We start from the raw sequence: 19295 nt of genomic DNA, 5'->3' as shown, positions 1-19295 counted from the left end.
CCATGCGCTCAACGGCGGCAGGCCGTTGATCCTGCTGGCGGTGCCGGTGCTGTGGCGGGAGTTCTTCTGCTCGCTCAGCAAGGGGGCCGAGAGCGTGAGCGACGTGCAGGAGTGCTGCCGGTTGATCCAGGCCCGACTCACGGAGGCATGAGCCCACCAACTTTTCGTGTCCCCCTTAGCCCGCAGGAGGGTTGGCTGAGTGACGGCCGCCAGGTACTGCGCTTCCGCCCGACCCGCTGGGAGCGCACCTACCAGCAGCTGGAGATCACTTGCGGCGAACTGCTTCCCGGCGAGCCGGTTCCGCTGCTCAAGAACCGCCGGGAGATCAGCAGGGATGAAGCTCTCAAGCTTGGGCCGCCAAGCGACAGGAGGGCTGTAGACCCTGTCAGCCACAGTGGTGATGGGGTGGGCCAAGAGTGAGGTTTGCCGTACTGTCAGAGAATGCCAGCGGATCTATCGATGAATCAGAGGCCACGACCCGTACGGTGAAGATCCACAACCCGGTAACCGGCCCAAGGGCGCTCGACTCGGGGCGCCCTTTCCATTGGAGTGGGGCAATAGGGCTTTATGTCTGCCTCAGCCAGCCCCGGGCTGAGGCCAGGCGGGCCGCCTCAGTTGATGCTTCGATGCAGCGGTGGGCGCGCCTTTTGGCGTCGACCTTGCTCTGAGCGCGCAGCAGGTAGGCCTCCATCGCCTCTGGGTTTCGATCACGGCCAGCAGACCAGCGGTTCGCGCACCGAGCGAACCAACGCTGAGCAAGCGGATCACCAGGCCCAGCTCCCAGAGCTGCCGGCCGGTTGAGCCGGCCGAGAAGAGCTGCTTGTGCAGCACCGCCAGGAGTTTGTGTTTGTGGCTCTCCAGCTGGCAGGGTCGCAGGCGGCTTTTGGGCAGTCCCGCCGCGGGTCCGGACGGGATCGAACCATGGCGCTCGTGGGTGTGCTCCATTCACCGGATCACTGGCGGCGGAGGCGCTGTTGTCGCATCTCGGCAACTATGGAGCTCGCACAGCTGGTGGAAATCTGATGACCCGTTCCCACGTGCAACCCGTCTACAGGGCAAAATCCGGAGATGCACCTTCACCAGCGCCACCACCTGTCGGCATCAAGGCCCCTGCGTTGGGTGTGTGTATGAGCCCACCGAACAGCGCCATCGACTTCAACCGCCTGTTCAAGCTCCGCCTGGTGGTCGCCCGCCATGGCGAGATGGACGCGGCCGGTTGGTGGAACACCCAGGGAGTGCTGGGGCCTAGGGGCGTCTCGGTGCTGAAGCGCGGCTTCCCGAGAACCCACTGCTTTGCCCAGGCCCGGATTGTGTTCGAGGTGGCTCGCAGCCGCTGCAACGAGCTGTTCGACCCGCCGGGTTGCATGACCCTCTGGAGCCTGCCAGCGGCGATCGAGGAGCAGTTCCAGGAGCATTGGCAGCGATGGCTGGATCAGCCGGAGCACTGGATGCCGGTGTTCCAGGCCCTGGAAGGCCAGAGCGGTGCGGGCCTCCTTGAGACCCTGGCGGAATTGGAGCTGATCTCGCCGGAGCAGCGGGAGGCAGTTGGCAAGCTGCGGCGTGCCGCCGAAAACAGAGCTGTGCCGATTGCCGGCACCTATCTTCCGGACAATGAGATCTTCACCCTCCTGGCTGCAGGGTTCAGCCGTGGTGAATTGGGCAATCCGGCAATCCCCTACGCCAAGCTGGAAACGTAAGTAATGAACGCCAGCCGCTCGAGCGTCGTTTCCTCCTTCACCATCATCAAAGGCTCGTTGATTCCTGAGACCTATGCAGTGTTTCAGGGGTGGGATTTCAGCCTGTCAAGGCTGGAGAACCTCCGTCGTGTCCGCGACGAGAACAGCATCGGTGGCACAAGTACCCACTGGGCTCGTGATGTGGCCAAGGTGCTCAACAGGCGTTTCGACCCTTCGGGTCGCGATCGACCGTTGGTGGAGTTGGCCAAAGCAGGCTGGGATCAGGAGGCCTGGAAGCCGATTCTTCTCTTCCACATGACGCGCGATGAGTTTCTGTTGCGCGACTTCCTGGTGCATTGGCTCTATGGACAATTCATCCAAGGAGCCTTTCGCCTACGTACAGCAGATGTGGTGGTCTATCTCCAGGCCCTAGGCAAGAAGAAAGGGATCGAGTGGTCAGGTCATTGGTCGGAGAAAACCACGGCGCGCGTGGCCTCAGGCCTGTTGAAGTTAGCCACGGATTTTGGACTTTTGAAAGGTGCGTTGCACAGGGAGTTCAATTCTTACCATCTTCCAGAGACAAGCTTCTTGTATCTTCTGCAGGCCATCGCCGAGAAGGAGAGCAACGCAAGACGCATCGTGGACGCCCAGGACTGGCGCATGTTTCTGATGGATCCCACTGATGTGGAGCGGGAGCTGTTGCGACTGCACCAGTTCCGCAAGCTCGATTACCAGGCAGCCGGTAGCCTGGCTCAGCTGAAGCTCCCCCACCCCTCCGCTGCCGCCTACACCAGGGAGCTCTGCGCATGACCGACTGGAACGAGCGGCTCATCCAACAGCTGGAACCCGTGCTGAGGCAGACCGATCCAAGGCCTGGGATCAGCGCCTACCACGACATGCCTTATGCCGTGTTCCAGTACCCACCAGAGGAGGAGTTCGTTGTGCGGGACCAGACAGCGCTGCTGCGCACGCGACTGGAGCAGGCGGCGGGCAAGCGCGTGACCTCGATCTCGCTTGCCGCCTGCCAGGCCGCAGCGCTGGAAGCGGAGGGTCTTGGGCCGGAGGCCCTCGCCCAAGCCGAGACAACGGTGGGGCTAGAGGCCACGATCGAAACCATCCATCAGGTCCTCAGCGAGTACCAACCCCTCGATGAGCTGGTGGCAGCCCGCATTCCCACAGACGCCGATCCCCTGCGAGACATCGTGTTCATCGTTCGGGCTGGAGCCCTGTTTCCTGTGTACCGCACCTCTTCGCTGCTGGAGCAGTTGAAAGGAAAGGTGCAGGTGCCAGCGGTGCTGTTCTATCCCGGTGAACTGGATGGTGCAGCGGGGCTGCGCTTCATGGGGGTGCTGGACGCCGAGCACAACTACCGGCCCAAGATCTTCTGAGGAGCCACCCATGAGTACCGACACCATCCAGAAGCTCTTCGCCAACGACATCTCCCGCCGGATCGAGGAGGTGATCAAGGTCGACCAGGCTGATGAAGCGATCATCAAGGATGAACTGACGGAGTACGTCGTCACCGATTCGATCCGCGACTACTTCAATGAGGTGTTCGAGCTCTATGCCGAAACACCTCAGAAGCCCCATGAGGGGATCGGTATCTGGGTCTCGGGGTTCTTTGGATCAGGCAAGTCGAGCTTTGCCAAGAATCTGGGTCTCGCGCTGCAAAACCGCACCATCGCAGGGGAAGGTGCTGGGGTTCGGCTGGCTCAGCGGATCGGTGATCCGAAAGCCCAAGTGTTGCTCACGAGCATCGCTGAACAGATCCCCACCGAGGCGGTGATCTTCGATGTGTCCACAGATCGTGGGATCCGCACCGGCAATCAAAGCATTACCGAGATCATGTATCGGCTCTTCCTGCAGAGCCTGGGCTATGCGAGGGATCTTGATCTTTCGGAGCTGGAAATCACACTGGAGGAAACTGGTGATCTGGCTGCCTTCAAAGCCAAGTATCAAGAGGTCTTCGGCAAGGATTGGGATGCGGGTAAAGGCCTGATTGCTATTGCGGTGCAGCAGGCCAGCCGTGTGATGCACGAGCTTGAGCCAGCCACGTATCCAACGGCCGACAGCTGGCGTGAATCGGCGATGAAACGGGCTGATATCACCCCTGGCGATCTGGCGAAGCGTGGCATGGAGCTGATGCTGCGTCGCTGCCCCGGGAAAACGCTTCTGTTTGTTGTTGACGAGGTGGGTCAGTTCGTGGCCAGAGATGTGCAGAAGATGCTCGATCTGCAGGCCGTCGTGCAGAACCTTGGGAGGATCGGTCGCGGCAAGATGTGGCTGGTGGTCACCTCCCAGGAAAAGCTCACAGAGCTGGTGGGAGGGCTCGATGACAAGCGAGTGGAGTTGGCCCGGCTGATGGACCGCTTCCCGCTGCAGGTGCATCTGGAGCCGGCGGACATTTCAGAGGTGACCAGCAAGCGGGTGCTCTCCAAGAACGCTGAAGCCGAGAGGGAGCTACGGGAGTTGTTCACCCAGCACCGCGGCAAGCTCAGCGACAACACCCGCCTGTCGGCCGACATCAAGCTGCCGGAGCTGAGCACCGAAAGCTTCGTTGACCTTTACCCCATGCTGCCTTATCAGATTGACCTGATCATCCAGGTGGTTTCCGGCCTGCGCACCCAGGGCGGTGCCAGCAAGCACGTGGGCGGCGCGAACCGCACCATCATCAAGCTGGCGCAGCAGTTGCTGATTCACCCTGATGTGGCGTTGTCATCGGCGCCGGTCGGATCCCTGGCGCGCGTGGATCAGGTATACGACCTGGTGTCGGGCAACATCGCCAGTGAGGTGCGCGGCAAGATCGACGACATCGGCAACAAGGTGGAGCACCCACTGGCTCCGGCTGTAGCCAAGACGATCTGTCTGCTCCAGTACGTCCGTAGCATCCATCGCACGGCGGAGAACATTGCAGCGGCACTGCATTCGGCTGTGGATGCCGATTCGCGGATGCCCGAGGTGAAGGCAGCACTGGCGGAGCTAGAGCGTGCCCATCTGGTGCGCCCCGGCGACGGCGGGTACCGCATCCCGACGCCGGCGGAAGACGACTGGGAGCGGCAACGGGGCAGCCTTGCGCCAAAGCCGGGCGACATCAGCCGGCTCCATGCCGAGACCGTGATGGGCCTCTGGCAACCCCAGCCCCAGCACAGCCTGCTCGATGTGAAGGTGTTCAAGGCAGGACTGGTGCTCGGTGGCCGCGTGGCGGTGGAGGGCGACCTCCCTTTTCATCTCACCCTGGCGGAAGCGGGCCCGGAGCTGAATGCCGCAGTAGCTGAGGCCCGTGGTCGCAGCCAGAGTGAAACTAAGGCCGTCTTCTGGGTGGCGGGGCTTGATGAGGCCATCGACCGGGAAACTGTGGAGCTCTTCCGCTCCAAGGAGATCCTGGCCCGCAAGGAGCGCGGCGCCCAGACCAAGGACGAAACGGCACTGGTGGCGGAGGAGAAATTGCGCCAGCGCAAACATCAGGAGGAGCTGAAGCGCCTGATCCGCCAGAGCCTGTTGGCCGGCACGATCTTCTTCCGCGGCAACGACCGCAGTCCCGACGAGGGAGCGGCCGATGTGAATCGTGCGGCTGCCAAGGTGCTCGGCCAGGCCCTGCCTGAAGTCTTCGATCGCTTCGAGGAGGCCGCCGCCCGGGTTGCCCGCAAGGACCTCGATGAGCTGATGAGCACCGAAAACCTGCGGGGTCTCACGCCGGTGTTCTCCAACCTTGCCCTGGTGAGGGATCAGGGTGGCAAGCCGGTGTTCAACGTGGAGAACGGGCCCCTGGCGGAGGTGATGGCCCGGATCGATAACCGCACCAGTTATGGCGAGGTGGCCACAGGGCGCTACCTCACCGACGAGTTCGCGTCTGAACCCTTTGGCTGGGAGTTCGACGTGGTGCGATTGCTGGTGATCTCTTTGCTGCGCGCCGGCAAGTTGGAAGCCACGAGCAAAGGCCAGGTGATCGAGTCTGCCCTCTCTTTGGAGGCACGCAACACGTTCACGAACAACAACCTGTTCCGTCAGGCCTCTTTCCGACCAAAAGTGGGCTTGGAATTCACCAACATTGTGGATGCCGCCGATCACTTCAAGGAGGTGTTCGGCAAAGAGGTCAGTGAGCTCGAGCAAGGGGTGTTGGCCCATGCCCTGCGGGAGGAGATTCACCGCTTCGATGAAGGCCTCCAGGAGACCTTTACTACCTTGGTGCAGCACAGCCTTCCCGGTGGTGAGGTTCTGCGCACCGCACTGGATCAGATGCGGGCGATCCGGGCCGGCAAGGAAGAACAGGCGATCCTCAGCTTCAACGGCTCCTATAAGGAGCTCAAGGAAGCCATCAAGCGGGGGTCTGAGTTAAGCCAGGAGCTCAATGAAACCCGTCTGCTGGATCTTGCCCGGGCCCGCAAAGCGATCGATCAACTTTGGCCGTGCCTGCGGGAGGAGCCGGAGCTCGGCGAAGAGGTGGCTGATCACGCTGAGCAGCTCAGTGACTGCCTGGCAAAGGAAACCTTCTTCCGCCAGCTAGCAGAGATTGATCAGCACGCCAGAGCACTGGAACTGGAATATGGCCGGCTTCATGAGGAGGCCGCCAGCCAAAGGGCCGAGGCCTATGCCACGGCCTTGAATCAGCTAAGAAGCACGCCGGGCTGGGAAGCCCTGGCTGGCCTGGGGGAGGAGGTGCAGCAGCGGGTGGCCCAGCCGCTGGCCAGCCGGGCCGCCGCCGAAGGAAGCGAAGCCACGACCATCCCACTGCTGCGGGCCGATCTAGCTGCCTGCTCAGGGCGTTTGGCCACTGCCGTGGAAGAGATGCTGCGGCTGGTTGATGGCAGCCGTCTCGTGCGGGTGGAGGCTTCGAGTTTCTTCAGCGGCGGCATTGAAAGCGAGGAACAGCTGGAGCAGGCCCTCAATGGCCTCAAAGACCAGTGCCTGGAGCTGATCGGCGCCGGCAAGAAAGTGCTGGTGCAGTAGGCCAAGGGTGGAAAAGGAACAGCGACAGAAACTGGAACGCCTCACCCAGGCCGCGCGGCGATTGCTGGAGCAGGAGTTCCGCGAGCAGCTGGAGGGCCGCTACGACGTGCTGCTCGACGGCAAGATCGGTCTGGCACCAGGCGCCCATCTCAGCGAGCAGGAGCGGGTGGTGTGGCAGCGCATCGTGGCGGCAGTCGCCCACCGCCGCCGGCCAGGGGTGAGCTCCGCTGAGGCCGTGATGGGCTACCGGCGGGAGGCGGCCTTCCACACGCTCAACCGTTTCGTGGCGCTGAAGATGCTGGAGGCCCGCAAGCTGGTGCAGGAGTGCATCAGCCGCGGCGAAGAGTCGGCCGGCTTCAAGGAGTTCTGTGGCCTGGCGCCGGGTCTGGTGCAGTTACCAGACAAGGGCTACCGGCTCTACATCGAATCGCTGCTCGATGAGCTGGGCCGTCAGGTGAAGGTGCTGTTCGACCGACTGGATCCGGCCACACTCCTGTGGCCCAGGCGCCAGGCCTTCACGGCTCTGCTGGAGCTGCTCAACGATTCAGAGCTGGCCGCGGTGTGGCAGGAAGACGAAACGATCGGCTGGGTGTACCAGTACTTCAACGGCGATGACGAACGGCGCCAGATGCGGGCCGAAAGCCAGGCACCACGTAACAGCCGTGAACTGGCGGTGCGGAACCAGTTCTTCACGCCGCGCTATGTGGTGCAGTTCCTCACCGACAACAGCCTTGGCCAGCTCTGGTGTGAGATGCGCCAGGGAGAAACGCGGCTCGCGGAGCTTGACTATCTGGTGAAAGACAGCGAGCGCCTGCCGCGCCCCGCCAAGGATCCCCGCGATCTACGGGTGCTTGATCCAGCCTGCGGCTCGGGCCATTTCCTGCTCTATGGCTTCGATCTGCTGGCGGGTGACCCGAGCCAAGGACTGGCCGGCATCTACCTGGAAGCCTGGCGGGTCGAAGAACAGCCCCCCTCGCAGGCCACCGGCCACAGCCTGCGGCACGATTACCCCACGGAAGAGGCCCTACTGAAGGCGGTGCCGGAGCTAATCCTGCGCCACAACCTCCACGGGGTGGACATCGATCCCCGCGCTGCGCAGATTGCGGCCTTGGCCCTGTGGATGCGAGCCCAACGCGGCTTTCAGGAGGCGGGTGTACCGGCGGCGGAGCGCCCCCCGATCCGCCGCACCAATGTGGTGACGGCGGAGCCGATGCCCGGCGATCAGCTGCTGGTGCTGGAGTTTTCCACGGGCCTGGAGCCCCGGGTGCTGGGAGAGCTGTTCCAGCAGATGGTGAAGGCTATGGAGCTGGCGGGCGAGCTGGGATCGCTGCTGCGCATCGATCGGGCACTGGAGCGTGCGGTCGCCGAAGCGCGGCGCCAGTTCCTGGCGGAGGAGCAGTTGCAGCTGCCTGGTTTCGCCAAGCCCCCTCGCCAGCTGGGGTTTGACCTCTCAGACGTGTCCGATGCCTCGTTCTTCGATTCGGCCGAGGAGCGGATCGTGGCAGCGCTTGCCGCCTATGCGGCCCAGGCACCGGCCACGATGTCGGTGCGGCGGCGACTGTTCGCCGAGGACGCAGCCCAGGGCATCGCCTTCATCGACCTCAGCCGCCAGCGCTACGACGTGGTAGTGATGAACCCTCCTTTCGGGGCGGCAAGCCTGGCGGCCAAGCGGGAGTTCGAGGCGGCCTATCCCCGCACCAAGAACGACCTCTACGCGGCCTTCGTGGAGCGGGGGATCGAGCTCCTCCACCCTGGGGGCTACCTGGGGGCGATCACCTCCCGCACGGGCTTCTTCCTCTCCAGCTTCCAGCGTTGGCGGGAGGAGGTGCTGCTGCAGGAGGCCCCGCCCACGGTGTTCGCCGACCTGGGCCAGGGCGTGCTCGACAGCGCCATGGTGGAGGTGGCGGCATACTGCCTGCGCAAGGAGGGGAGCCCGTGAGCACCGACTTTTGCGATGCGGCAAAGCGACACATGGCAGACGCCGAGCTGTTGATGGAGCAGAGCCACTGGGCCAATGCTGACCATCTGTTTGGAATTGCGTCCGAATGCGCAATCAAGCAAGTGATGATTTCACTCGGCATGGCTACACATCCGGACGGCAACCCAGTAGACAGAGCCCATCGGGTACACATGCCAGATATCTGGGCCGCATTCCACAGTTTCGCGCAAGGACGACTGGCTTCTAGATACCTTGAGCCTCTATCCCCAGGATGCCCTTATGGCAACTGGTCGGTTGATCAGAGATACGCCCATCGTGGCGATTTTTCTGAAGCACAAGCAAACGATCATCAGCTTGCCGCAGATGAATGCATGGCCAGCCTAATGATGACGCTGTTAGATGGAGGCATGAATTAGAAGCATGGACTTCAACGATGCGCTAGATCAGGCCGTGGCTTTCTCGCTGAACAACCTTCCCCACGTTCAAGAGGACATATACCTGATCAGGGATCTTCAAGGCAAAATTAGAGTCCTTCTCAGCAGGGAGCGATCAAACACATCGCCACTCTTTGCAGGGGTGCAGAGACTGACCCAAGACATTTCTGGGTCGCTAGACTTCTACACATATCCAGAGCCAGACATTGTTATTTACAGGGATAGGCTAAGAAATCATCTTGATTTTCTGAATGAGAGGTCGGCGAGAGAGATGGCTAGTGATGGGACATATTATGTGTACTTGCACGACAGGCTACTCATTGGTGGAGAATGGGATGCAGCATACACTCATCAAGCAAGCACCACCCCCCTCAGATTCACACTCTTTTCCATGAAGGGTGGAGTGGGCAGATCCACAACGGCAATGGTGCTGGCAAAGCATCTTGCCGTTAAAGGTAAACGAGTCTTGGTTTTTGATCTTGACCTTGAGTCACCAGGAGTTGGCGCCACACTGCTGGGCAATGAGCTGCCGGCATATGGGATTGTCGACTGGTTTGTCGAAGATGCTGTAGGCAATGCAGGTCAGATCATCGGCTCTATGCAAGCTGAAAGCCCGCTCCAAGAGGGCCTTAGTGGTTTTATCTCCGTGGTTCCAGCATTTGGGGCAGATACGGAAGATTATCTCTCAAAGCTGGGGCGAAGCTATCTAGAGCGAGGGCCCCAAGGATATAAGCCGTGGCCGGAACGGCTGAAGGAAATGGTCGCTGCAAATGAGCGACACTATGAAGATACAAATGGATGCAAGCCAGACATAATTCTTTTTGATAGCCGCACTGGCTTGCATGACAGCAGTGCTGCCTTGGTTCTTGCCATGGGTGCGAATACTTTCATGTTCGCTGTGGATGCAGAGCAGACGTGGAGAGCCTATCGTTTCTTGTTCCAGCACTGGATGAACCATCCAGACATCCGGGATTTTTACGACAAGCTCTGGATCATTGGCTCAATGATTCCTGAGTCGGACAGCACCGATCATCTCATTAGTCTTCGAGATCATTCATATACATTGTTCGCCGACACTTTCTATCAGTCCCCGGCTGTCACTGGACAGCCGAGATTTACGCCAACTAGCAGTGAAGATGATTCCGGCAATCATTACCCACGTGAGATTACGTGGAATCGAGGGCTGATGGCATTTGAGCCGCTCGCCAATTGGCCGGATCGAGCCGTGCCAACCGCTTATGAACAGTTTCTTGGCTGGTTTGATCGAGCTTTCCTCACAGGCAACGAAGAGGAAGCAGATCCATGAGCCAATATCTTCTCTCTGCCACTGACCTGCGCGAATTGATCACTTCGGCCATTCCAGCTGAAGGCGCTACAGAACATGGGATTCCCCCAGATCTCGCACAGTTTTTCGTGCCAAAATCACACGCTCGTGCTCTGAATCTCAACGTACCAATTGTGGTGGGCGAACGTGGTACGGGCAAAAGCTACTGGTGGAACAGTTTGCAATCGAGGCCACATCGAGCCGTTCTGGAAAAGGTTGCACCAGATTCACGCATACGCGCCAACACCATTGTGATGCCTGGGTTTGGTGAGGCCGCCACGATTCAAGGTGAGCCAAGTTTGGATGCTTTCCCTACGGTGCAAGTTGTAAACGACTTATTGGATCAGTACCCTGCTCGGGTGATCTGGAAGGCGGTGATTGTGTGGGCTGTGACGCAAGGAGTCGAGACTCTGCCCAGCCTGACAACGTGGCCGGAGAAGCTGGCCTGGATCACAAGCAATACGGAGCTCGCCGATCGCCTGCTGCAGAATAAAGAAGTAGAGCTTCTCAAAGAAGAACGTGATCTACTGATCGTCTTTGATGCCCTGGATCGCATCACTTCTGACCCCCGACGCCTTGATCAATTGATCGAAGGCTTGGCCCAGAACGCTTTGGAGCTTCGCACGTTTCGCAAGCTGAGGGCCAAGGTGTTTCTGCGCAGTGATCAGTTTGATCCACAACGCATCGGACGCTTTGCCGATGCCTCCAAGCTACGCGCCTCATCGGTCACTCTGCATTGGCTGATCACTGAACTCTATGGAATGCTGTGGCAATTGCTGGCCAATCATCCAGGCGGTAGCGGAGCTGCCTTTCGACAAGACCTGTTTACCAGGCTCTATGCCGCCAAGCTGAAAGGTGAGGGCCTCAGCAAAACTGAGCAGCAGATGCTGTTTTCCTTGGCCCAACCTGAAGAATGGACTTTGCCATCAGCGGTTTTCTTCGACCCCGCTGCCCAGGAGCGGTTGTTTCATCACATCACCGGCTCGTACATGGGGGAGAACGCCCGCAAGGGCTTTCCCTATCGCTGGCTGCCCACTCATCTTGCTGATGCCCACGGGAAGATCAGTCCGCGCAGCTTCCAAATTGCTGTGCTTACAGCAGCCCAACATACACAAGAAACGCGGTCAGAATGCGAGTACGCGATCTATTACAAGAGCCTCTATGCCGGTGTTCGCAAGGCATCCGAACAGCGCAGCTATGAAATGAAGGAAGAGTATCCCTGGATCTACTGGATCATCAATCCACTCAGGGGGCTCACCCTGGTGCCATTTGACTTTGGCGAAGTTGAGGCGATCTGGCTGGATCAGGGCACCCTTGATCATGATGATCTGCGCCGTGCTCGCCTCAGCAGCCCAGAGGCGGCTAAGGATGCCCTCATTCAGCTTGGGGTCATTCGGCCGATGCGTACCGGAAAGTTCGATGTACCAGATATTTATCGATTGGAGTTCAGGCTTGGCCGTAAGGGTGGTATTCCAATTACTCAACAAGGACGGTTGAAATGACTATCATGCATTTCAATCATTCCCATTCTTCCGACCGGCGCTTGCATGCAACTGGTTTCTTTAGTGATGTTCCCGACATCTACCGCCTTGGATTCAAGCTGGCGCGACGCGGTGGCGTACCTCTGAAGCGAGATGGGGAGCTCAGGCGATGAAAACCATCTTCATCCGTGCCATTGAGGCAGCCTTAGACGATAAAGCGGCGGTGATTCGTGAAGCCATTAAGGCAGGAGAAAAATCCCGTTTCGATGCTGATTTAGCGACCTTTAGCGAAGTGCCGCGTTCACCCTTTGCTTACTGGGCTGGGGATGCCGTTCGCAGCTGCTTCGTCACACAGCCCCGTTTTGGGAGCGAAGGTCGCACGGTGAAGCAGGGCTTGGCAACAGCAGATGACTTCCGGTTCGTGCGGCTCGCGACAGAGATTCCAATGCTCTCAGCACCCAAGCGCTGGTTTCCTTTTGCAAAAGGTGGAACTTTTTCCAGATTCTACGCAGATGTGTACTTAGTGGTCGACTGGAGCAATGAGGGCGCTCAGATTAAGCACAATCTGAACGACGCAGGCAGGGTGCGCTCGAATGTTTGGATGTTGCACGACACTGCCGTCAATTTTTTCTCTCACGCCGGCCTCACTTGGCCCCGTCGAACTCAAGGCGGGTTGTCATTTCGGATTATGCCGCGCGGCTGCATCTTTGCCGATAAGGGGCCTGCAGCTTTCGTTGATAATGATTTCTCTGATGACCTTCTTGCTCTGGCAGCCATTGCTAACAGTCGACCCTTTGCCGCACTCGTTGAAGTGCAGATGGCCTTTGGCTCCTACGAAGTGGGGGTTATCCAGCGCACACCTGTCCCTGAGCTTGATCAGGCTGATACATCGCAGCTCTCCAAATTTGCCCAACGAATTTGGTCACTGAAGAGGCTGCTCGACTCCCGCACTGAGAATTCCCACGCCTTCTCGCTGCCAGCGCTCCTGCAGGTGTCTGCCGTTGGCCTCACCAGCCGTGCTGAGGACTGGGCAAAACAAGCCTCCACCGTGCAAGCCGAACTCGACTCGCTCAGCCACGAAATCGACGATCATGCCTACAGGCTCTATGGCATTTCTGCGGAAGACCGGCTGCGCATCGAGCAGGGCTTCGGCATCGCCCCCGAGGCCGATGAAGCCGAGGGAGTCGACGCCGATGACATCGAAGAAGAGTCCACGGAAGTCGATGCCACTCCGATGGTCGCCTCTCTCCTCTCATGGTCGCTGGGTGTTGCCTTCGGTCGATTTGACGTGCGCCTTGCCACCGGCGAGCGTCCAGCACCTCCGGAGCCTGAACCGTTCGATCCGCTGCCCGTCTGCTCCCCCGGCATGCTCACGGGAGACGATGGCCTGCCTCTCAGCCAGCCCACAGCCGGCTACCCGCTGACCTTCCCCGCCGATGGCCTCCTGGTCGACGACCTTGGCCACCCGCACGACCTGATCAGCGCTGTGCGCTCCGTGTTCGAAGTCGTCTTCGACGACCCCGACGCCCGCTGGAAGGAGACCGCCGAGCTGCTGGGCACCTCTGAGCTCCGCAGTTGGTTCGCTAGTGATTTCTTCCGGCCGCATATCAAGCGCTACAGCAAGAGCCGCCGTAAGGCGCCGATCTATTGGCAGTTCGCCACCCCATCGGGCTCCTATTCGGTATGGCTCTACATCCGTGGCGCCACAGGCGACACCCTATTCCGGGTGCTCGAACTGGTGAGCCAGAAGCTCCTGCATGAGGAGAGCAAGCATGCCGCCCTGCTGCAAGATGCAGGCCCATCACCTTCGCCCTCCCAGCGCCGCGATCTGGAACAGCAGGAGAGCTTCCTCAGAGAACTGCGTGCCCTCAAGGCTGAGGTAGCCCGCGTGGCCCCTCTCTGGCGGCCTGATCTCGATGATGGAGTACTGCTGACCTTTGCGCCCCTCTGGGGCCTGGTTCCCCAGCTCAGCAGCTGGCAAACCGAATGCCGCAACGCCTGGGAGAAGCTCGCAGGTGAACATTTCGACTGGGCCCATCTCGCCATGCACCTTTGGCCGGAGCGCGTTGTGCCCAAGTGCCAGAGCGACCGCAGCCTCGCCATCGCCCACGGCCTCGAAGACACCTTCTGGTTCGAAGAGCAGGGAGGCACCTGGCGCCAACGGGAGGTGGCGGTCGCCACGATCCAACAACTGATCGATGAGCGCAGCTCAGCCACCGTGAAGGCGGCGCTTCAAGATCTGCGTTCCGCGCCAGCTCCGGTGGGACGCAGCACCCGCAGAACCACCCGAGCACCACGCAGCTCCACGCCAAGGCAGCCGGCCGCCCCAGCAGGCCCTGATCCCGCCCTGCTCAACCAGGTGCAAGTCGCCATCGCCGGCGTTTCCGAGGGTGCCAGCCGGGCCGATGTGCTCGCGGCCACTGGCATCAGCGCCTCCCAGTGGACAGCCGCTATCCGGGCTCTGCTCGCCAGGGGCGCCGTGACCCAGGTGGGCGAGCGCCGTGGTGCTCGCTACCACCTCAGCGGAGGGTCCACCCCATGAACCCCCTGCACGACTACCTCTGCCAGCAGCTCGATGGGCTGCTCGCCAAGCACCGCCTGGTGGTGTTCTACGACCCACGTTCCGAATTCCTGGCCTTCTTCAACCAGGAGCTGGAAGCCGTCGGGCTGAGCCCCTGTGGTTTGCCACGGGTGTCCATCCAGGAGCGTTTGACCTTTCTGGCCCGCTTTGAAGGTTCGCTGCTGGCCCTGCGGGATGCGGTGGAGCCCATCGCTGGGCTCGACAAGCCTGAACCCCTGCTGATTTACCTGCCCGGCGTGGAACGCGACCGGCAGATGTCGGTGTTGATGGAGCTCGATAAAGCCGGCACCACTTATGAACCCCAGCTGCGCCGCTTGGCTCGTCATGTGCTGCTCAAGCAGTTCACCGATGGCCAGATCGATCACATGCTTCGGCCGCAGATCAGCTACGTCGACATCGTGTCCCTGCTCCAGCAGACCCAGGACGGTGCCCCCACCTCCGTGCTGCGCACCCTGTTCAGCGGCGCCCAGAGTGAAACCCTGCTGAGCCGCTGGCTGGCTGATACCAGTCACGACGCCTCCATCGACGCCAAGGGTGCGGCGCCAGAGCTCCTCCAGCTGATCGAAAGTCGACTCGGCCTCACCCTGCCGCCCTCCACCTCCCTATCCGCTGCGCGCGACAAGACGCTCCGCTACGCGCTCATCAATGAGTTCCGCGGTGATCTCCAGGCTGAGCCACCGGCTTCCCTTGCCCTCGTACCCGAACCCTCCCTCAAGGAGCACACCGAGCGGCTGCGTAGCGTGGCCGAGGCTCTCCGCACCCACCACGCCAACAGCTACGCCGAGTTGGCTGATCAGCTGGAAACCTCCCTTGGCCTGGCGGGTGCCGGCATTGAGGCCGAACACCTCGGCAACATCGACACCTTCCGCTTTGAGGAGCAGGCGCTGCTCACGTTCGTGGGCGAAACGATCGCCGCCAAGAACTACGCCAAGGCTTTGGCAATCGTGGCCGACCGCAACCGCAGCTTCTGGGTGGACCGGCAGGTGAGCCGCCAGGCCCAATGGGAGGCCTGCCGCTTGATGGCGGAGCTCGGCCAGCAGATTGAACGGGTGCGCCCAGCCCTTGCCAAGGCCCCCAATGCCGCCAGCCAGTGGGTGGATTTCTACACGGCCGACGACGGCTGGTTCCTGGCGGATGCCCTGCAGCGCCGCCTCGAAACCTGGGTCGCGCGAATGGACGACGACCCGGAACATCCGGTGGCGCTGGAATGTCTGCGCCGTGACCATGAGGAGTTGCTCAAGCGGATGGCCGATGGCTTCGCCACGGCGCTTCGTCAGGGCGGCTGGTCGGTCGCCCACGTGTTACCCCAGGCCCGCATCCATCCCGATGTTGTTCAAGCCATGCCCGGCCGGGTGGCCTATGTACTGGTGGATGCCATGCGCTACGAGATGGGGGCCGAGCTCGCCCGCCACCTTGATGGTGCCCGCGACCTCACCCTCCGCCCTGCCATCGCAGCGTTGCCCACCATCACCACCGTGGGCATGGCGGCCCTGTTGCCCGGCGCCTCGGCCAGCTTCTCCCTGGCTGAGGTGCAGGGCCGCCTGGCGGCCTGCATCGATGGAAGCGCCATGCCTGGTTTGAGCGAACGGCTGAAGTTCCTCAAAGCTCGTGTGCCTGGGCTGGTCGACCTCCCCCTTGGCCGCCTGCTGGGCCTGTCCGCAGGCAAGCTCCAGTCCACAGTCGCCGAGGCCCCCCTGGTGCTGGTGCGCTCCCAAGAGATCGACGCCCTCGGCGAAAACGTGGATGAACTCACCGCCCGCTCCGCGATGGAGAGCGTGATCGGCAACGTGGCCCGCGCCATCCGCAAGCTGGCCAAGGCTGGCATCGAGAGTTTTGTGATCACCGCCGATCACGGCCATCAGTTCTCGATCCGCAAGGACGACGACATGAAGACCGACAACCCCGGAGGCAACACCCTGGAGCTGCACCGCCGCTGCTGGATCGGCCATGGCGGCTCCACCCCGCCCGGCACCGTGCGCGTCAGCGGCTCCGAGTTGGGCTACGACACCGACCTGGAGTTCGTCTTCCCCACCGGGCTGGGGGTGTTCAAGGCCGGCGGCGGCCTCAGCTTTCACCACGGCAGTGTCAGCCTTCAGGAGCTGGTGATTCCCGTGCTCAGCCTGCGCATTCCCAACCAGGCCAACGCTGCAGGCCACGCAGGGGCCGACCTTCAGCTTTATGGCCTGCCTGAGACCATCACCAACCGCACATTCGGGGTTCGCCTGCTCCTGGTCGACATGTTTGCTGGTGCGGAGGTGCCCCTTCGGGTGGTGCTGTTGGCGGATGGGGAGCACGTGGGCCAGGCCGGCATGGCGATCAACGCCAGACTCGATCACGACACCGGCCTGCTGCACGTGACCCCTTCCACTGAAGCCAGCCTGGGCCTGATGCTCCTCCGGGATGACTGCGCCTCCATTCGCGTGGTGGTGGTCGATCCGCTCACCGATGCTGTGCTGGCCCAGTCGGCAGCGCTTCCCGTCTCCCTGGCGATCTGACCATGACGAACGCCCAGCCCCCAGCTCGCGACCTTCTCGACGACAAGGTCAACCGCGTCTTCGCCGGCAAGGTGGTCCGCAAGGATCTCGTACGCAAGGTCAAGGTCGGCGCCAACGTGCCGGTCTTCGTTCTCGAATACCTGCTGGGGAAATACTGCGCGTCCAGCGATGAGATGGCGATCCAGATGGGCATGCAGGTTGTCAACGACACCCTCGCAGAGAACTACATCCGTCCTGATGAAAGCACGAAGGCCCAGAGCAAGGTGAAGGAGGCCGGAAAGCACACCTTCATCGACAAGGTAAAGGTTCGGCTTGTTGATTCGCAGTACTGGGCTGAAGTCACCAACTTCGGGCATCGCAACATCCATATTCCAGATCACTACGTCCGCAATTTCGATCGCCTGCTCACGGGTGGAATCTGGGCGCAAATCGACATGCGCTTCGAGTACGACGAGGAAGGCAAAGGGAAATACCCCTTCTGGATCGATAAGCTCACTCCCATTCAGCTCGCCACGTTTGACCTCGAGGAATACCGGCGGCTTCGCGGCGAGTTCACCACCGAGGAATGGATCGATCTACTGCTGCGTTCCATGGGCTACGAGCCCTCTGCGATGGAGCCCCGGCTCAAGCTGCTGTTCCTACTGCGTTTGATCCCCCTCTGCGAGCGCAACTACAACATGGTGGAGCTCGGCCCACGCGGCACTGGCAAGAGCTTTGCCGTGCAGGAACTCTCACCCTATGCCGCTCTTCTCACTGGCCCCACCACCGTGGCCAATCTCTTCGGCCACATGAACGGCAAGGTGAAGGGAATGGTGTCGATCTGGGATGTGGTCGGCTTCGACGAGGTCGCTGATCTACAGAAGATGCCCAAGGAGGTCATCACCACGATGAAGACCTACTGCGAGTCGGGACAGTTTCAACGTGGGGCCGAGAGCTTCGCCGGTGACGCCAGCATCGCCATGTTCGGAAACACTCAACAGCCCATTGATGTGATGGTGCAGACAGGACACCTGTTCGCTCCGATGCCGGATGCGATCCGCGATGACATGGCTTTCATCGACAGGTTGCACTGCTATCTACCGGGATGGGAAATCCCAAAGATGCGCAATGAGTACTTCACCGATCACTACGGCTTTGTGATTGATTATCTGGCCGAGGCCCTCAAGGACCTCCGCAAGGTGAACTACACCGAACTCTGCGACACCCATTTCGGGATGGGAACGCACCTGAATGCCCGTGATCGCAAGGCCGTTCGCCGCACCGTTTCTGGTCTCGTGAAGATCATTCATCCCGATGGGGTCCCCTCCAAGGAGGACATGGAGGACTTGCTGAAATTAGCCATAGAGTGCCGGCGCAGAGTGAAGGAGCAGCTCAAGAAGATGGGCTCTTTCGAGTACAGCCAAACCTCCTTCAGCTACTCCGACAATGAGACCGGCGAGGAGCATTTCGTGGGGGTGCCCGAGCAAGGTGGTCAGGATCTGATCGCTGCGGAGCCGATGGCTCCTGGTTCGATCTACGCCACATCCGTCACAGGTGACGGCACCATAGGGCTGTATCGGCTGGAAGTATCGCTGTCGTCAGGCAATGGAAAGCTCAAGCCGGCTGGCGGCATCAGCGGACCCATGAAGGAGTCGATCCAACGAGCGTTCGCTTTCCTCCAGGCCAACAAAGGCGCCTTCTCCATCAGCCAAGAGGCCGATCGGTACGACTTCAATGTGGAAGCCATCGATCTGCTAGGCAACAAGGTAGGCGCAGAGGTGGGCGTGGCCTTCTTCGTCGCTGCGTTCTCTGCGATCAGGCGCGCGCCGGCCAGGGTTGGGATGCTGGTGATCGGCGACATGAGCATTCAGGGCAATATCAAGGCGGCCAAGTCTTTGGTGGAGCCCCTTCAGGTTGCTATGGACAATGGCGCCCGTTGCGCCTTGATCCCGGCTGAGAACAAGAGAAGTTTCCTTGAGGTGAACACGGATGTGATCGATAAGATTGATCCGATCTTCTACAACGATGTGAAGACAGCGACATTCAAGGCGCTGGAGATGAACTGAAGACGGCGCTTATCTCAGGTGTCCGCCAAGTATCACTCCTCTCTGCCGTGTCGACATGACTGAAGGCGAGAACATTCAGCACCGTTTCATGGACTGTGCCGCCGCTCTTCGAGAGGTAGGCATGCTCTGCATGCCAGGCCGATGGATCCGGTCCTGCAGCGCGAGCTGCCCTTCTGGTGGCTCGGGGCTGCGGCCCCTTTCAGCGGACAAAACTGGGTTCAGCATCCGATGGCAACGGGCCCCTTCGGGTTGTCCTGGCCTTCTGGCGTGAGGAATGTGGATTGCCAGGCCRGCGCMCACCCTCCTGATCCCTCGGCCAGTCCTCGTKCCGCGTCAAGGATCGGGCTAGGTGCTCCAGGTGGCTCTGCCTCGG

General features: G+C 60.9%; 12 protein-coding genes. All 12 read left to right on the top strand.

Annotated elements, in window-relative coordinates:
• The first annotated feature begins 147 nt into the window (after nt 1-147).
• The gene (locus tag IQ216_RS03235) at nt 148-420 is read left to right on the top strand and encodes a DUF1651 domain-containing protein (RefSeq protein WP_228007075.1); all 273 of its coding nucleotides are present in this window, start codon (nt 148-150) and stop codon (nt 418-420) included.
• A gap of 707 nt (nt 421-1127) precedes the next feature.
• Nucleotides 1128-1697 carry a BrxE family protein gene (locus IQ216_RS03230; RefSeq protein WP_193814307.1) on the top strand — a complete coding sequence of 190 codons (570 nt, stop codon included), beginning with the start codon at nt 1128-1130 and terminating at the stop codon, nt 1695-1697.
• A 3-nt stretch (nt 1698-1700) separates the two neighbouring features.
• The gene (locus IQ216_RS03225; RefSeq protein WP_193814306.1) at nt 1701-2486 is read left to right on the top strand and encodes a BrxA family protein; all 786 of its coding nucleotides are present in this window, start codon (nt 1701-1703) and stop codon (nt 2484-2486) included.
• Nucleotides 2483-3064 carry a BREX protein BrxB domain-containing protein gene (locus IQ216_RS03220; protein ID WP_193814305.1) on the top strand — a complete coding sequence of 194 codons (582 nt, stop codon included), beginning with the start codon at nt 2483-2485 and terminating at the stop codon, nt 3062-3064. Before IQ216_RS03225 ends, IQ216_RS03220 begins: the two co-directional genes overlap by 4 nt.
• A 10-nt stretch (nt 3065-3074) precedes the next feature.
• A complete protein-coding gene (gene brxC, locus IQ216_RS03215) occupies nt 3075-6623 on the top strand; it encodes a BREX system P-loop protein BrxC (RefSeq protein ID WP_193814304.1) in 3549 nt (1182 codons plus the stop codon).
• A gap of 7 nt (nt 6624-6630) precedes the next feature.
• Nucleotides 6631-8562, top strand: a complete 1932-nt coding sequence (locus IQ216_RS03210) for an SAM-dependent methyltransferase (RefSeq protein ID WP_193814303.1) — start codon at nt 6631-6633, stop codon at nt 8560-8562.
• On the top strand, nt 8559-8978 hold the full coding sequence (locus IQ216_RS03205; RefSeq protein ID WP_193814302.1) for an SAM-dependent methyltransferase: 420 nt from the start codon (nt 8559-8561) through the stop codon (nt 8976-8978). The genes IQ216_RS03210 and IQ216_RS03205 overlap by 4 nt, the downstream gene beginning before the upstream one ends.
• 4 nt (nt 8979-8982) lie before the next feature.
• Entirely contained in the window at nt 8983-10302 is a 1320-nt protein-coding gene (locus tag IQ216_RS03200) for a KGGVGR-motif variant AAA ATPase (RefSeq protein ID WP_193814301.1), read from the top strand.
• Entirely contained in the window at nt 10299-11822 is a 1524-nt protein-coding gene (locus IQ216_RS03195; RefSeq protein ID WP_193814300.1) for a hypothetical protein, read from the top strand. Before IQ216_RS03200 ends, IQ216_RS03195 begins: the two co-directional genes overlap by 4 nt.
• Nucleotides 11823-11970: 148 nt before the next feature.
• Nucleotides 11971-14343 (top strand): type II restriction endonuclease subunit M, encoded by a 2373-nt coding sequence (locus IQ216_RS03190; protein WP_193814299.1) that lies wholly within the window; start codon nt 11971-11973, stop codon nt 14341-14343.
• Complete coding sequence (locus IQ216_RS03185; protein ID WP_193814298.1) at nt 14340-16877, top strand: PglZ domain-containing protein; 2538 nt, start codon at nt 14340-14342, stop codon at nt 16875-16877. The genes IQ216_RS03190 and IQ216_RS03185 overlap by 4 nt, the downstream gene beginning before the upstream one ends.
• A gap of 2 nt (nt 16878-16879) precedes the next feature.
• Nucleotides 16880-18922 (top strand): protease Lon-related BREX system protein BrxL, encoded by a 2043-nt coding sequence (brxL, locus tag IQ216_RS03180; protein WP_193814297.1) that lies wholly within the window; start codon nt 16880-16882, stop codon nt 18920-18922.
• The last annotated feature ends 373 nt before the right edge of the window (nt 18923-19295 follow it).

The sequence above is a fragment of the Cyanobium sp. LEGE 06143 genome (genome assembly GCF_015207535.1).
Taxonomy (GTDB): domain Bacteria; phylum Cyanobacteriota; class Cyanobacteriia; order PCC-6307; family Cyanobiaceae; genus NIES-981.
The sequence above is the reverse complement of the archived record's forward strand: the minus strand, read 5'-3'. Positions and strand labels throughout refer to the sequence as shown.

Coding starts and splice junctions, on each gene's coding strand:
- IQ216_RS03230 (WP_193814307.1), top strand. CDS start 1,128: ATGAGCCCACCGAACAGCGCCATCGACTTCAACCGCCTGTTCAAGCTC.
- IQ216_RS03225 (WP_193814306.1), top strand. CDS start 1,701: ATGAACGCCAGCCGCTCGAGCGTCGTTTCCTCCTTCACCATCATCAAA.
- brxL (WP_193814297.1), top strand. CDS start 16,880: ATGACGAACGCCCAGCCCCCAGCTCGCGACCTTCTCGACGACAAGGTC.
- IQ216_RS03235 (WP_228007075.1), top strand. CDS start 148: ATGAGCCCACCAACTTTTCGTGTCCCCCTTAGCCCGCAGGAGGGTTGG.
- IQ216_RS03200 (WP_193814301.1), top strand. CDS start 8,983: ATGGACTTCAACGATGCGCTAGATCAGGCCGTGGCTTTCTCGCTGAAC.
- IQ216_RS03190 (WP_193814299.1), top strand. CDS start 11,971: ATGAAAACCATCTTCATCCGTGCCATTGAGGCAGCCTTAGACGATAAA.
- IQ216_RS03195 (WP_193814300.1), top strand. CDS start 10,299: ATGAGCCAATATCTTCTCTCTGCCACTGACCTGCGCGAATTGATCACT.
- IQ216_RS03185 (WP_193814298.1), top strand. CDS start 14,340: ATGAACCCCCTGCACGACTACCTCTGCCAGCAGCTCGATGGGCTGCTC.
- brxC (WP_193814304.1), top strand. CDS start 3,075: ATGAGTACCGACACCATCCAGAAGCTCTTCGCCAACGACATCTCCCGC.
- IQ216_RS03220 (WP_193814305.1), top strand. CDS start 2,483: ATGACCGACTGGAACGAGCGGCTCATCCAACAGCTGGAACCCGTGCTG.